Origin of the sequence: Pseudomonas sp. EggHat1, from assembly GCF_014892995.1 — a bacterium.
GTDB lineage: Bacteria > Pseudomonadota > Gammaproteobacteria > Pseudomonadales > Pseudomonadaceae > Aquipseudomonas > Aquipseudomonas chaetocerotis.
The window spans coordinates 40,039-54,502 of sequence record NZ_JACKQK010000007.1 but is presented as its reverse complement, the minus strand read 5'-3'; the positions used below and the strand labels follow the sequence as shown (position 1 = coordinate 54,502).

The following is a 14,464-nucleotide window of genomic DNA, read 5'->3' as shown; positions in this document are numbered from 1 at the left end:
GGCGGATCATCAGCTCAGCGTTGGCACTTGGGACAGTACACACTCGCGCGCTGCCCCAACTTGACCTCACGTAGCGTACTGCCGCAGACCTTGCAGAACTCGCCGCCGCGCCCGTAGGCGAACAGCTCCTGCTGGAAGTAGCCCGGCTGGCCGTCGCCGCCGACGAAGTCACGCAAGGTGGTACCGCCACGCTCGATGGCATGAGCCAGGATGCGCTTGATCTCCTCGGCCAGGCGCAGGTAACGCGCCCGCGAGATGGAGCCGGCTTCGCGGCGCGGATCGATACCGGCAGCGAACAGCGCTTCGGTGGCGTAGATGTTGCCCACGCCGACGACCACGGCGTTATCCATGATGAAGGGTTTCACCGCCATGCTACGACCGCGCGACATCTGGAACAGACGCTCACCCTCGAACAATCCGCCCAACGGCTCTGGGCCGAGTTTACTGAGCAGCTCGTGGCGCAGCGGATCTTCGCTCCATAGCAGCGCACCAAAACGGCGCGGGTCGGTGTAACGCAAGGCGAGCCCCGACTCCAGCTCGATATCCACGTGCTCGTGCTTGGCCGCGGGCAGGCCGCACTCGACCAGACGCAGACTGCCGGACATGCCCAGATGGCTGATCAGGCTGCCGACTTCGGCCTTGATCAACAGGTACTTGGCACGGCGCTCGACGCACTCGATTCGCTGGCCGGACAGACGCACGTCCAGGTCTTCGGGGATAGGCCAACGGAGACGGCGCTCACGCACGATCACGCGGCTGACGCGCTGACCTTCCAGGTAAGGCGCGATACCGCGACGGGTAGTTTCGACTTCGGGTAATTCAGGCATGGCAATACGGCAGGAAAACGGCGGTGCGCCACCTTAGCAGGAGCTGCGCAGCAAGCGGTAGGGTACGCCGCTTACCTGATCACCTGCACGGCGGCGCAAGCGCATGAAGGCTCAGAGCACAGCCAGGTCACGGATGCTTTCGCGCAGGTTCTCGAAGTCATACTCCGACAACCCCAGATACTCGAGAATCGGCTGCGCGATGGACTGCCACTCCAGGTCGATGGCCTGCCCGCCCTGCACACGGTGCGTCTCGCAGATATGCTCGGCCATCTTGAGAATGCCCAGCAGCGTCTTCAACTGAGCGTCGCGCCCCGAGTCATCGCTGAAGATCGACAAGGCGTTGTGGTGGTTGGCGATGACCTCGCAGAGATGCTCCGGCAGGCGCCAGGAACGTGCGGTGAAATAACCGACCACGGCATGATTGGTAGTCAGCAGGCGGTTCTCGGTATCGACCACACGGCGCTCTTCACTGGCACTGGCGTAGGCTTCCTCCAGCACCTGCATGTAGTTGGGGAAGCGCTTGAGCATCAGCGGAATGCCGCAGTCGTGGAACAGCCCCAGGCTGTAGGCTTCGTCGGGCGAGTGATAACCGAGGCGCTTGGCCAGGGTCAGGCAGGTCATCGCCACGTCCTGGGCACTGTCCCAGAAGCGGTTGAGTACCAGGATCGCTTCGTCGGTCAGCTCGCCTTTGATCGACTGCGCATTGATCAGGTTGATCACGGTGTTGCAGCCCATCAGATTGACCGCCTGCTGAATCGAGGCGATGCGATTGGCCAGGCCGAAATGCGGCGAGTTGACGATTTTCAGCAGCGCGCCGGACAGCCCTGGGTCCTGACTGATCAGCTTGGCGATGCTGCGCAAATCGGGGCTGGGCATGATCTGCTCCATCTGCAGATCGACCATGATCTGCGGTTGCGGCGGTACGCTGATCCCCTGCAGGACTTGCTGGATCTGTTCGGCGGTAAGTTCGTAGGTCATGAAAGAGGGATCGTGCAGGGTGAGAAGTAGCGCACAGTCTAGCCAAAGCACTGGCCAGCCCGCAGTCGACTTTTGTAACCGCCGTCCCCGTGTGCAAACCGCTATAATCCCGCTCTTTTACCCGCGGAGCCCGAACTCATGTCTTCCCTGCCCAGTCTGCGCCTGAAAGCCAACGCCGACCGACGCCTGCGCGCCGGCCACCTGTGGGTCTACAGCAACGAGATCGATGTCGCCGCCACCCCGCTGCATGGTTTTGCCGCCGGTGACCAGGCTGTTCTCGAAGCCGCCGGCGGCAAGCCGCTGGGCATCGTCGCCATGAGTCCGAACAACCTGATCTGCGCGCGTCTGCTGTCACGCGACGTCAAGCACGTGCTGGACAAATCCCTGCTGGTGCACCGCCTCAACGTCTGCCTGTCGTTGCGCGAACGCCTGTTCGACAAGCCCTGCTACCGCCTGGTATATGGCGACTCCGATCTGCTGCCGGGGCTGGTGGTCGACCGCTTCTTCGACATTCTGGTGGTGCAACTGGCCTCTGCCACCATGGAGGCGCACAAGGACGACGTGCTCGCCGCGCTGATCCAGGTGTGCAAACCCAGCGGCATCCTGTTCAAGAACGACTCCAGCGCGCGCGACGCCGAAGGCCTCGAGCGCTACGTGGCGACCGCCTACGGCGAGGTGCCGGAGTGGGTAGCGCTGGAAGAGAACGGCGTGAAATTCGAAGCCCCAGTGATCGAAGGGCAGAAGACCGGCTGGTTCTATGACCACCGCATGAACCGCGCACGCCTGGCGCCCTACGTCAAAGGCAAGCGCGTGCTCGACCTGTTCAGCTACATCGGCGGTTGGGGTGTGCAGGCCGCAGCCTTCGGCGCCAGCGAAGTGTTCTGCGTGGACGCTTCCGGCTTCGCCCTCGATGGCGTGGAGCGCAACGCCACGCTCAACGGTTTCGCCGAGAAGGTCACCTGTGTGGAAGGTGACGTGTTCGCCGCACTGCGTGAGCTGAAATCCGCCGAAGAACGCTTCGACGTGGTGATCGCCGACCCGCCCGCCTTCATCAAACGCAAGAAGGACATCAAGAACGGCGAAGCGGCCTACCGGCGCCTCAATGAAACCGCCATGCGCCTGCTGAACAAGGACGGCATCCTGGTCAGCGCCAGCTGCTCCATGCACCTGGAAGAGGACAACCTGCAGAACATCCTGCTGACCAGCGCCCGCCATCTGGATCGCAACATTCAACTGCTCGAGCGCGGCGCCCAGGGCCCGGATCACCCGGTGCACCCGGCGATCAACGAGACCCGCTATATCAAGAGTCTGACCGTGCGTCTGCTGCCCAACAGCTAAACGTAGGGTGCGCCATGCGCACCGAGAATGCCGGTGTCATCAAGCATCATTGGTGCGCACAGCACACCCTACGCGACACGCGCCGAAACAGGGACGCTCTCCAGACCGTGCACCTACCATGTGCGTGTCGACAGGAGCCCCATCCCTCATCTCGCTGTTACCTCCCCCCACACCCGCCTCGCATCTCGCCCAGCATGGACTAGGCTTTAACCTGCATAGCAGAGCGCTATCAGCCAATCACTGGCTAACTGGCGTGCTTATTGCTTTTGGCTATCAACATAACGAACGCCTTCCACGCAGGAGGCGAATCGACTCAGAAGTTGGAGCCTTGGCCACGAGCTGACTCCATATTGCGGCCTTTCACGGACAACAGCGGGGAGGACTATGACTGCGCAGGCTGGGAACGATGCGTTCCTGCGATTCACCAACGTCAAGAAGACCTACGATCACAAGACCCTGGTGGTCAAGGACTTCAACCTCAACGTGGCCAAGGGCGAATTCATCACCCTGCTCGGCCCCTCCGGTTCGGGCAAGACCACCTGCCTGATGATGCTCGCCGGCTTCGAGGACGTGACCAGCGGCGAGATCCTGATCAACGGCCGTAACGTCACCAGCATTGCCCCCTATGCTCGCAACATCGGCATGGTCTTTCAGCAGTACGCGCTGTTCCCGCACATGACCATCCGCGAGAACCTGGCCTACCCGCTGAAGATTCGCAAACTGCCCAAGGACGAGATTCGCGCCAAGGTCGAGGAGTACCTCGCACTGGTCGAACTGCAGGCCTTCGGCGGCCGCTACCCCGCCCAGCTCTCCGGCGGCCAGCGCCAGCGAGTGGCCCTGGCCCGCGCGCTGATCTTCGCTCCGGACATCGTACTGATGGATGAGCCGCTCGGCGCGCTGGACAAGAAGCTGCGTGAGCAGATGCAGTTCGAGATCAAGCGCCTGCACGAGCAGCTCGGTTTCACCGTGATCTACGTGACCCACGACCAGACCGAAGCGCTGACCATGAGCGACCGCATCGCCGTGTTCAACAACGGCGTGGTGCAGCAATGCGCTGCGCCGCACGTGCTCTACGAACGTCCGGCCAACATGTTCGTCGCCGACTTCATCGGCGAGAGCAACAAGCTGCATGGAGTGATCGAGGCGGTCGAGGCTGATCGCGTCCGGGTACGTCTCGACGATGGTGGCCTGGTGAGCACCCTGAAAGCCAACTGCACCGAAGTCGGCCAAGCCACCACGGTGTCGGTACGCCCGGAGAAGCTCAACTTCACCGATCGACTCGGCGCCAGCGGCAATCAGGTCAAGGCCCGCTTCGTCACGCGCCATTACGTCGGCGAATACATCCGCTACCACTTCGAGACCGCCAGCGGCGCCGAACTGGTGGTGAAGAATCTGAACGACAGTTCAGCCCCGCAACTCAGCGCTCAGGAAGAGATCGCCCTCGCCTGGCTGCCGGAAGACAGCCAGGCCCTGGACCGATCGGAAGTGCCGAAGACGCTCTGACCCCACAACTAGTAGAAGCAAATGGAGCACAGCAATGGCTAGATCACTGACTACCAGCTTTTCCACCTTCGCCCTGGTGGCGGCATTGGGACTCACAGCGGGCAACGCCACGGCCCAGGACAGCCTCACCGTGGTTTCCTGGGGCGGTGCCTATGGCGCCGCGCAGAAAAAACACGTCATCGACCCCTACCAGGCGGAATCCGGCGTCAAGGTATTGTTCGAGGATTACTCGGGCGGCGTCGCCGAGATCAAGGCCCAGGTCGAGTCCGGCAACATTCAGTGGGACGTGGTCGACTTCGAAGTGATCGACCTTGAGCGCGCCTGCTCCGAAGGCCTGCTGGAAACCCTCGACCACAGCGTGCTGCCGGCCGGCATCGACGGCACCTCGGCAGCTCAGGACTTCATCCCCGAAGCACTGGCCAGCGAATGCGCGGTGGGCAATATCGTCTGGTCGGTGGTGTTCGCCTACAACCAGAACACCATCGGCGGCACCAAGGCTGCCAGCATTGAGGACTTCTTCGACACCGCCAAGATCCCTGGCAAGCGCGCCATGCGCAAACGCCCACAGGTGAACATGGAATGGGCGCTGATGGCCGACGGCGTCGCGCCTGAGGAAGTCTACGAAGTACTGGCCACACCGGAAGGACAGCAACGCGCCTTCGACAAGCTGGCCAGCATCAAGAAGGACATCGTCTGGTTCGACTCCTGGTCGCAGGCGCCACAGCTGCTCAACGACGGTGGCGCAGTGCTGGTGCAATCGGCCAACGGCCGCTTCTACGACGCCATCGTGCAGGAGAAGAAACCCTTCGAAATCGTCTGGGACGGCCACGTCTACGACCTCGACGCCTGGGCCATCGTCAAGGGCAGCAAGAAGAAGGACCTGGCCATGGAGTTCATCAAGTACGCCACCGGCTCCAAGCCCCTGGCTGGCATGCCGGACGTGGCCTACGGCCCGACCCGCAAGTCCTCCATGCCGCTGGCCGACCAGAGTGCGGCGCCGCACCTGCCGACCGCTCATCTGGACAAAGGCATCCAGGCTGGCTCCGAGTTCTGGGCTGACTATGGCGAGTCGTTGGGCGAGAAATTCAACGAGTGGCTGTTGAAGTAAGCACCACACCCTCCCCACGGACGACCTGTGGGAGGCGCTTCAGCGGCGACGGTCGCGGCTGAAGCCCCTCCCACGGGTACCGAGGTCCAACGGAGAAGGGGCTTATCCCGGAGTAATGTCTTGACCTCTCTCACCACCAGCGAAGCCGGCCAAGCCGCCAGCGCCCGACGCAAGAAGCGCCTCGCCGCCTTCCTGTTCGTGGTGCCGCTGCTGCTGTTCATCATCGTCACTTTCGTCGCACCGATCGGTACCATGCTGTGGCGCAGCGTGCATCACCCGACCGTGGCCGAACTTATTCCACTGACCCTGGCCGAACTCGAGCGCTGGGACGATCACAAGCAACTACCGGACGACAAGACCCTGCAGGTATTCGTCACAGAGCTGCATGGTCTTAACGAGCAACGCCTGTCTGGCAAGCTCTCCGAAGAGTTCAACCGTGCGTACACCGGCATGTCCAGCGTGGTCAAATCCACCGCCCGCCGTGTTGGCCGGCTGGATGCGCAAGAGCTACAGAGCCAAGGCATAAAGACCCTGCTCGACGCCCATCGCAACTGGAGCAAACCCGAGCTGTGGTACGCCATCGAGCGCGCCGGCAAGGTCTACACCTACGACTACTACCTGACTGCCCTGGACCTGGAGCTGCACCCCGATGAGGGTATCCAGGTACGCCAGGACACGCAGATCTACCTGCAGCTGTATACCAAGACCCTGAACATGGCGCTGGTCATCACCCTGCTTTGCGCCCTGCTCGGCTACCCGCTGGCCTACTACCTAGCCGGGTTGCCATCGAATCGCGCCAACCTGCTGCTGGTGTTGGTACTGCTGCCGTTCTGGACCTCGCTGCTGGTGCGCACCACCTCGTGGATAGCCCTGCTGCAGACCAACGGCGTGATCAATTCCTTCCTCATGGGCATCGGCCTGATCAGTCAGCCCTTCGAGATGCTCTACACCTCGTTCGCCACCGTGGTGGCGATGACCCATATCCTGCTGCCGTTCATGATCCTGCCGCTGTACAGCGTGATGCGCGGCATCGACCCCAGCTACATGCGCGCGGCGCTGAGCCTCGGCGACAAACCCATTCCGGCGTTCGCCCGCATCTACTTCCCGATGACCTTGCCTGGCCTCAGCGCCGGAGCGCTGCTGGTGTTCATCATCTCGGTGGGCTACTACATCACCCCGGCGCTGGTCGGCGGTACCGACGGGCAGATGATCAGCAACATCATCGCCTTCCACATGCAGCGCTCGAACAACTGGGAGCTGGCCGCCGCGCTGGGCTCGCTGCTGCTCGGGCTGATCCTGTTGCTGTACTGGGTGTACGACCGTTTCGTCGGCGCCAGCAATATCAAGTTGGGATGAACATGTCCGTACCGTCATTTCCTCATAACGGCGTAGCCCGGATGCAATCCGGGAAAACCGGCCCCCATCCCTCCCCGGATTTCATCCAGGCTACGGGCGGCACTCGCCGTCCCTATAACCCGGGCTCAGCGCTATGAAAATCCCCGCCTATTACGGCTTCTGGCACCACCTCGGCAGTTGGCTGCTCAAGGTCAGCTCCTGGCTGGTGCTGCTGTTCCTGATCCTGCCGATTCTGGTGATCGTGCCGCTGTCGTTCAATGCCGAGCCGTTCTTCAGCTTCACCGAAGGCATGCTCAGGCTGGACCCCGAGGCCTACTCGCTGCGCTGGTACCAGGAGATCTTCAACGATCCGAAGTGGATACTGGCGATCAAGAACAGTTTCTTCATCGGCATCCTCTCCACCATTCTCGCCACGATTCTGGGTACCTGCGCCGCCGTGGGCCTGGCGCGCGACGAGATGCCCTTTCGCCGCTTCATCACCGCCCTGCTGCTGTCGCCGATGATCGTACCGCTGATCATCACCGCCGCTGGCATGTTCTTTTTTTACTCAGACCTCGGCCTGGCCGGCGGCTATCTAGGAGTGATCCTGGCCCACGCGGCGCTCGGCACGCCCTTCGTCATCATCACTGTCACCGCCACGCTCACCGGCTTCGACTACAGCCTGGCGCGCGCAGCGCTGAATCTCGGCGCCACGCCAATACGCGTGTTCTTCGACGTGATCATGCCGCTGATCCGCCCCGGCGTGATTTCAGGCGCACTGTTCGCCTTCATCACTTCCTTCGATGAGGTGGTGGTGATCCTGTTCATGGCCGGACCACAACAGCGCACCATTCCGCGGCAGATGTTCTCGGGCCTGCGCGAGCAGATCAACCCGAGCATCCTGGCCATCGCCACTCTGCTGATCCTGGTATCCATCGCGTTGCTGGTAACCATCGAACTGCTGCGCCGCCGCGCCGAGCGGATGCGAGGGATCGAGATTCCGAACTGATACCGCCCCGAAGGACGAGCATCACGCAGAACGCCGCCACTGTTCGTCCGAAGCTCATCGCCTTTATTATCAGCGGCCCGCCCTGCCTATCCACCTGCTTCGAGCACGACACGCCCTGACCATGGATGCAACCCGAGACGTACATGAGCAGCGCCTGGCAGAGCAGGAGCGCGCTTTGCTGTTCGAACGCCCGCATGCGGGGCCGCGCAAACCCTACGAACGGGACAAGCCACCGCCCCAGGTGTTGGAAGACCGGCGCATCCTGCGCGCCATTCGCTACATTGAAGCTCACCTGGATCGGCCGCTCTCCCTTGATCGCCTGGCTGCCCGCGCCAGCCTGAGCACCTTCCACTTTCAGCGCCTTTTCCGAGAGGTGATGGGTGAAAGCCCAAGCGAATACATTCGTCGCACCCGCCTCGACCGCGCGGCGATTCACCTGTTGATCTACCCGGAATCGGTGCTTTCCATCGCCCTGTCCGTTGGCTACTCCAGTCATGAGGCTTTCATCCGTGCCTTCCATCGTCAATTCGACCTGACGCCCACCCAGTACCGTCAGTTCGCGCGCCAGGCCAGCATCCCCGCCACCACCGAGGAATATAGGAGAGCTGCCGAGGTGCAGGTCATCCACCTGCCCGATCTGGCCTTGCTGAGCATGCGCTTCTATGGCAGCTATGCGCGAGTCGTGGAGCATTGGCAGCGCTTTGCCGAAGAACTGCAACGTATCGGCTACCCACTGGATAACGCCAGGGCCATCGGAGCCATCACCGACAACCCGGAGATTACCCCTAACGACCTGGTGCGCTATGACTGCGCAGTGGTCGACCTCGGACTTCCCATCGGTGACGCCCCACTGAGCCGAGTGAGACTGCCAGCCGGACGTTACGCCTGCCTGCAACATCAAGCCCCATACAATCAGGTATTCGCGGCCTATCGCACCCTCGCTGTCGCCTGGCCGGAAAGTTCCGGCGAGCGTTTCGTTCCTCAAGGCGGGTATGAACTCTATCGCCAGCCCCCCTGGTCAGGTAACGCCACGCAATGCCTGGATATCGCCCTCGGCCTGGAGGGCTGAGGTAAACACCGCAAGTTCTATCAAGCTGCACCCACGTCACACTCCCTATTCTTCACCTTTGCCTTTGGCCTACACAGATCACTCAGGCCTGGGCAGCCGTCTCCCAGAAGGAAGCTGATCGCCATGCGTGTTGCTACGAGCCTGTTGTCCGTCGCCTTGCTGGCTGCCGGGATTACCCTTGCCAACCCGGCCCTGGCAGCTGTAGCACCGGACGCCGGTCAGACTCAGCAAGGTCTCGACCAGAAGCCTCTGCAGTTACCCGAGCGGCAATCCATAGACCTCAATCTGCCCGACGCACCCAGTGACCAGGTGCAAGGCGCTGGGCCGAGCCTGCGGGTCACAGGCTTCATCCTCGAGGGCAACAGAGCCATCCCCGACGAGCAGCTGCTGCCGCTGCTCGATGATCTGAAGGATCGCACCCTTACACTTGGCGAACTGCAGGGTGCCGCCAATCGCATCACCCGCTTCTACCGCGAACGCGGTTACCCGCTGGCACGTGCATACCTGCCTGCCCAGGAAATCGACGGCGGCAGAGTCACGATCGCCGTGCTCGAAGGCCGCTACGGCCAGGTGCAGATCAATGATCAGGCCGGCTTGAGTGGCAGCGCCCTCGCGCCCCTGGCGGCACTACAAGCAGGCGACGCGGTGCAGGGCAGGCCGCTCGAACGCAGCCTGTTGCTGCTGCAGGACACCCCCGGTGTCGAGGTGAAATCCACCCTGCGCCCCGGCACCAGTACCGGCAGCACCGACCTGCTGGTGAATATCGAGCGCGCACCGCTACTGTCCGGCTCCCTCGACGCCGACAACTACGGCAACCGCTTCACCGGTCAGTACCGCCTCGGCGGCACACTCAATCTCAATAGCCCACTGGGGCTGGGTGACCGTTTGACCCTGCGCGCCATGGGTTCGGACGAGGAGCAGAACTACGGCCGCATCGCCTATCAGCTACCCGTCGGCCCCTGGTCGACTCAGCTCGGCGTGGCCTATTCGGACATGGACTATGAGCTGGCGAAGGACTTCGAAGACCTCGATGCACATGGCAATGCACGCATAGCCAGCGTCTTCGCCCTGCAACCGCTCGTGCGCTCGCGGGACTTCAGCCTCTATGCCCAGGCTCAATTCGACGACAAGCGCCTGCAGGACGACATCGCCCTGTTCGACCAGAAGAGCGAGAAACGCTCGCGCGTGGTCATCCTGACGGTCAACGGCAACAGCCGCGACACCCTGCTCGGCGGTGGCGTCAACAGCTTCGCCCTGGCCTGGAGCCAGGGCAGCCTGAACATCGATGATGCCACTGCGCAACGTATCGACGACCTCACCGCCGGCGCGGCCGGGCGCTTCCAAAAACTCAACCCCAGCCTGGTACGCCTGCAGCGCCTGACCGAGCGCTTCAGCCTGTACACCCAGCTGCAAGGCCAATGGGCTGACGGCAACCTCGACAGTTCGGAAAAGCTCTACCTGGGCGGCGCCTACGGCGTGCGCGCCTACCCGCAAGGCGAAGCCTCCGGCGACCAGGGCTGGCTGGCCAATCTCGAACTGCGCTATGCGCTGACCGACGCCTGGCAGCTCAGCACCTTCGTCGACCATGGCCAGGTGCGCCTGAACAAGGACACCTGGGCCTCCGGCGAGAATCATCGCAGCCTTTCCGGTGCTGGCCTGGGCGCACGCTGGGCGGCCCACGGCTGGCAGGTCAGCGCGGTGACCGCCTGGAAACTGGGCAACAGCGACCCGCAGAGCGATGTCGACCGCAGCCCGCGCGTATGGGCGCAGGTGGTGCGCTTCTTCTAACGCTGCAAACCCTTGATGGTTACACCGCAGGCCGAAACGCAACACTCCGCAGCCAGACGATTGATAAGGGGACACCCATGAACCGCAGCTACGCTCTAATCTGGAACCACGCCCTGGGCAGCTGGGCCGTCGCCCATGAACACGCCCGCAAACGTGGTAAGGGCGCCGGTGCGGTATTGGCGGCGAGCCTTGTGCTGGCCGGCTCGGCCTTCGCCGCCGACCTGCCCACTGGCGGCCAGGTGGTCTCCGGCAGCGGCAGCATCAGCCAGCCCAACGGTCAGCAGATGGTCATCGATCAGGCCAGCAACAAGCTGGCCATCGACTGGCAGAGCTTCGATATCGGCGGCGGCAACAAGGTGACCTTCAATCAACCCGGCACCGACTCGATCGCCCTGAACCGGGTGCTCGGCGCCGACGGCTCGAAAATCATGGGCCAGCTCGATGCCAACGGTCGGGTGTTCATCATCAATCCCAACGGGGTGCTATTCGGCGCCGGGGCGCAGGTCAACGTTGGCGGCCTGGTGGCCTCCACGCTGGATCTGTCAGTGAGCGATTTCGAAGCGGGCAACTATGCCTTCAAGGGCGACGGCAGCAACGCTTCGATCATCAACGATGGGCGCATCACCGCCGCCGACGGCGGCAGCGTCGCCTTGCTCGGTGGCGCGGTAAGCAACAACGGCGTGATCATCGCCAACCAGGGTACGGTGGCCCTGGCCGCCGGTAATGGGGTCACCCTCGACTTCGCAGGTGACGGTCTGCTCAACGTGCAGGTCGACAAGGCCGTGAAGGACGCACTGGTGGAAAATCGTCAGTTGATCCAGGCCGATGGCGGCAACGTCATCCTTACCGCCAGCGCGGCCGATGCCCTGCTGCAGACCGTGGTCAACAACGACGGGGTAATCCAGGCCCGCACCCTGGGCGAGAAGGAAGGCAGGATCGTCCTGCTCGGCGACTTCGACGGCGGTACGGTACAGGTCGCTGGCACCCTGGATGCCAGCGCGCCGGATGGCGGCAATGGCGGCTTTATCGACACCAGCGGCGCCCATGTGCAGATCGCCGAAGGCACGACCGTCACCACCAAGGCCACGACCGGACAAACCGGCACCTGGCTGATCGACCCGACCGACTTCACCGTCAGCGCTGGCGGTGCCAGCCAGACCACCAGCGGCATCGGCGCCACCACCCTCAGCACCAACCTGCAGAACACCAGCGTCACGCTACAGACCGTGGCGGGAGGCAGCGAAAACGGCGACATCAACGTCAATGCTGCCGTGAGCTGGAGCGCGGATACCACGCTGACGCTCGATGCCCACGGCCGCATAAACGTCAACAAGGACATCACCGCCAGCGGCGACAATGCAGCGCTGGTGTTGGCCTATGGCAATGGTTACAGCCTGAACCAGGGCGCCCGCATTACCCTCTCCGGAGGCAATGCCGGACTGAATCTCGGTGGCATCGACTACACCCTGATTCGCGACCTCGGCGCCCTGCAAGGAATATCGGGAAGCGGCCACTACGCCCTCGCCATCGACCTCGATGCCGCTGCGACCAGTACCTGGAACGCTGGAGCCGGCTTCGCTCCTATCGATGGCTTCAACGGCACGTTTGCCGGCCTAGGGCACACCATCGACAGCCTGGTCATCAATCGCCCGAACGAGTCGACTGTCGGTCTATTCGGCCTGACTGGAGCCACCATCCGCGATATGACCCTGTCCAATGTCTCCATCACGGGCATCGCCACAGTAGGTGGTCTGGTGGCAAGGCTGAGCGCCGGCACGCTGACCAATACCCATGTCACCGGGCAGGTCTCCTCTCAGGGCGATAGGGTCGGCGGGCTGGTGGGCTGGAGCGATCTGGGCGTCGTCAGCCAGTCTTCCTCTACGGCCACGGTCAGCGGGGGGAGCGAGGTCGGTGGCTTGATCGGTCGCAATCGTGCCGCCTCGGTCACGGACGCCTATGCAACGGGAGCGGTGACCGGTACGGGCAGTGCCATCGGTGGGCTGATCGGCAGTACCGTGCAAGGCACCACATTGACCAATGCTTACGCCAGCGGCCGAGTGACCGGCACTGGAGGGCTGGTGGGAAATGTTGATGGTTCTGGCGCTACGGTAGCCAACAGCTACTGGGATATGGATTCGACCGGCCAAGCAAGCAGCGCTGCCGGCACTGGCATCGACTCCACCAACGCCCGCACCCAAGCCACCTACGCCGGCTTCGACTTCACCGACACCTGGGTAATGTTCGAGGGCGATACACGGCCCATGCTGCGCGGCGAGTATTCGACGACGCTCTTCACGCCCCACGCCCTGCAACTGATGGCACTGGATCTGTCGGCCAACTACCGCCTGGGCACCGACCTGAATCTCGGTGCGGCACTTGCAGCAGGCGGCAATGGCTACTACGGCGATGTCTGGGGAGCGGCAGGGTTCAAACCGGTGGGCAATTCCAGCACTCCCTTTACCGGCTCGCTGGATGGCCAAGGCCACCTGATTCGCGACCTCAGGATAAATCGTGCAAACGAAAGCGAAGTGGCATTGATCGGGCAGACAGCAGCCGGGGCGCAGATTCACGACCTGGGAATGGTGGGTGGCAGCGTTCATGGCGGGTCCAATGCTGCCAGCCTGGTAGGCATCAACTACGGCGGCATACTGAGCGACCTCCATACCAACGTCACCATTAGCGCCACTGAGCGAGGAGCGGGTGGCTTGGTGGCACGCAACCGGGACAACGGCATCATTCGCAACAGTTATGCCACCGGCAATGTCAGCGGCGCGGAGAACGTCGTGGGTGGACTGACCGGTGAAAACTGGGGCCTGGTGGAAAACGCCTATGCCACGGGCAGCGTCAACGGAGTCGTGTTTGCCGGCGGCCTCATCGGTACCAACATCGGCACCATCCGCAACGCCTACGCCACCGGCCAGGTGCAGGGCACACAGTATGTAGGCGGTCTGGCCGGGTATGCCGGCGGCTTGATCGAATATACCTACGCCACCGGCGGCGTGAGCGGAGTGACCTCCGTAGGGGGGCTGGTAGGCGATGTAGGAACCGGACGCGTAGTGGACTCGTTCTGGAATACCGATACCTTCAGCGGCCCCGGCGCGGGAACCATTGGTGGCTCTGCGACCGTGGAGAATCTACGCGGCCTGGACAGCACGGCGTTACGCGACGCCTCCAACTATGCCACCTGGAACCTGGCCACCAGCGGCGGCAGCAATGCAGTGTGGAGGATCTATGAAGGGCAAACTGCACCGCTGCTGCGCAGTTTCATGCAAAGCGTGACCATCACGGCGACGGACATCGGCAATAAAACCTACGATGGCCAGAGCAGCGGCACCAGTGGCTATACAACGGATCTTGGCACTACCCTGGATGATGATCTGCTGCTTGGTAGCCTGACCTACTCCAGCGCCTCGCAGAATGCCGGCAGCTACAGCACCACCAATGGGGGGCTGACAAGGCCGCGCTCACCGTAACCGCCAACGACGCCAGCAAGACTTACGATGGCCTCG

At 62.8% G+C, this 14,464-nt stretch carries 10 protein-coding genes; 8 read left to right on the top strand and 2 right to left on the bottom strand.

The genetic code is table 11. The features are described 5' to 3' along the window. Positions 1–14: 14 nt before the first annotated feature. Positions 15–827 (bottom strand): bifunctional DNA-formamidopyrimidine glycosylase/DNA-(apurinic or apyrimidinic site) lyase, encoded by an 813-nt coding sequence (mutM, locus tag INS93_RS12900; RefSeq protein WP_160020078.1) that lies wholly within the window; start codon positions 825–827, stop codon positions 15–17. 111 nt (positions 828–938) lie between these two features. After that, a complete protein-coding gene (locus tag INS93_RS12895) occupies positions 939–1,805 on the bottom strand; it encodes an HDOD domain-containing protein (RefSeq protein ID WP_192982523.1) in 867 nt (288 codons plus the stop codon). A gap of 138 nt (positions 1,806–1,943) precedes the next feature. Between INS93_RS12895 and INS93_RS12890 the strand changes: the two genes are divergently transcribed. The 8 genes from INS93_RS12890 to INS93_RS12855 all read left to right on the top strand — a co-directional run bounded on the left by INS93_RS12890 (position 1,944) and on the right by INS93_RS12855 (position 14,428). After that, positions 1,944–3,143, top strand: coding sequence for a class I SAM-dependent rRNA methyltransferase (locus INS93_RS12890; RefSeq protein ID WP_192982520.1), 1,200 nt, complete (start codon positions 1,944–1,946; stop codon positions 3,141–3,143). A gap of 384 nt (positions 3,144–3,527) precedes the next feature. Beyond that, a complete protein-coding gene (locus INS93_RS12885) occupies positions 3,528–4,646 on the top strand; it encodes an ABC transporter ATP-binding protein (RefSeq protein ID WP_192982516.1) in 1,119 nt (372 codons plus the stop codon). Positions 4,647–4,680: 34 nt separating this feature from the next. Next, the gene (locus INS93_RS12880) at positions 4,681–5,754 is read left to right on the top strand and encodes an ABC transporter substrate-binding protein (RefSeq protein ID WP_192982514.1); all 1,074 of its coding nucleotides are present in this window, start codon (positions 4,681–4,683) and stop codon (positions 5,752–5,754) included. A 120-nt stretch (positions 5,755–5,874) separates the two neighbouring features. Further along, positions 5,875–7,110: an ABC transporter permease gene (locus INS93_RS12875; RefSeq protein WP_192982511.1), complete on the top strand. Its 1,236-nt coding sequence runs from the start codon at positions 5,875–5,877 to the stop codon at positions 7,108–7,110. 133 nt (positions 7,111–7,243) lie between these two features. Further along, positions 7,244–8,098: an ABC transporter permease gene (locus INS93_RS12870; RefSeq protein WP_160020084.1), complete on the top strand. Its 855-nt coding sequence runs from the start codon at positions 7,244–7,246 to the stop codon at positions 8,096–8,098. A gap of 121 nt (positions 8,099–8,219) precedes the next feature. Then, complete coding sequence (locus tag INS93_RS12865; RefSeq protein ID WP_192982508.1) at positions 8,220–9,167, top strand: AraC family transcriptional regulator; 948 nt, start codon at positions 8,220–8,222, stop codon at positions 9,165–9,167. 123 nt (positions 9,168–9,290) lie between these two features. Continuing rightward, positions 9,291–10,955, top strand: coding sequence for a ShlB/FhaC/HecB family hemolysin secretion/activation protein (locus tag INS93_RS12860; protein WP_192982505.1), 1,665 nt, complete (start codon positions 9,291–9,293; stop codon positions 10,953–10,955). Positions 10,956–11,032: 77 nt separating this feature from the next. Then, a complete protein-coding gene (locus tag INS93_RS12855; RefSeq protein WP_192982502.1) occupies positions 11,033–14,428 on the top strand; it encodes a filamentous hemagglutinin N-terminal domain-containing protein in 3,396 nt (1,131 codons plus the stop codon). The last annotated feature ends 36 nt before the right edge of the window (positions 14,429–14,464 follow it).

Excerpts from the sequence above, each read along its gene's own strand:
- mutM (WP_160020078.1), bottom strand. The coding sequence starts at position 827 with ATGCCTGAATTACCCGAAGTCGAAACTACCCGTCGCGGTATCGCGCCT.
- INS93_RS12895 (WP_192982523.1), bottom strand. The coding sequence starts at position 1,805 with ATGACCTACGAACTTACCGCCGAACAGATCCAGCAAGTCCTGCAGGGG.
- INS93_RS12890 (WP_192982520.1), top strand. The coding sequence starts at position 1,944 with ATGTCTTCCCTGCCCAGTCTGCGCCTGAAAGCCAACGCCGACCGACGC.
- INS93_RS12885 (WP_192982516.1), top strand. The coding sequence starts at position 3,528 with ATGACTGCGCAGGCTGGGAACGATGCGTTCCTGCGATTCACCAACGTC.
- INS93_RS12880 (WP_192982514.1), top strand. The coding sequence starts at position 4,681 with ATGGCTAGATCACTGACTACCAGCTTTTCCACCTTCGCCCTGGTGGCG.
- INS93_RS12870 (WP_160020084.1), top strand. The coding sequence starts at position 7,244 with ATGAAAATCCCCGCCTATTACGGCTTCTGGCACCACCTCGGCAGTTGG.
- INS93_RS12865 (WP_192982508.1), top strand. The coding sequence starts at position 8,220 with ATGGATGCAACCCGAGACGTACATGAGCAGCGCCTGGCAGAGCAGGAG.
- INS93_RS12860 (WP_192982505.1), top strand. The coding sequence starts at position 9,291 with ATGCGTGTTGCTACGAGCCTGTTGTCCGTCGCCTTGCTGGCTGCCGGG.
- INS93_RS12855 (WP_192982502.1), top strand. The coding sequence starts at position 11,033 with ATGAACCGCAGCTACGCTCTAATCTGGAACCACGCCCTGGGCAGCTGG.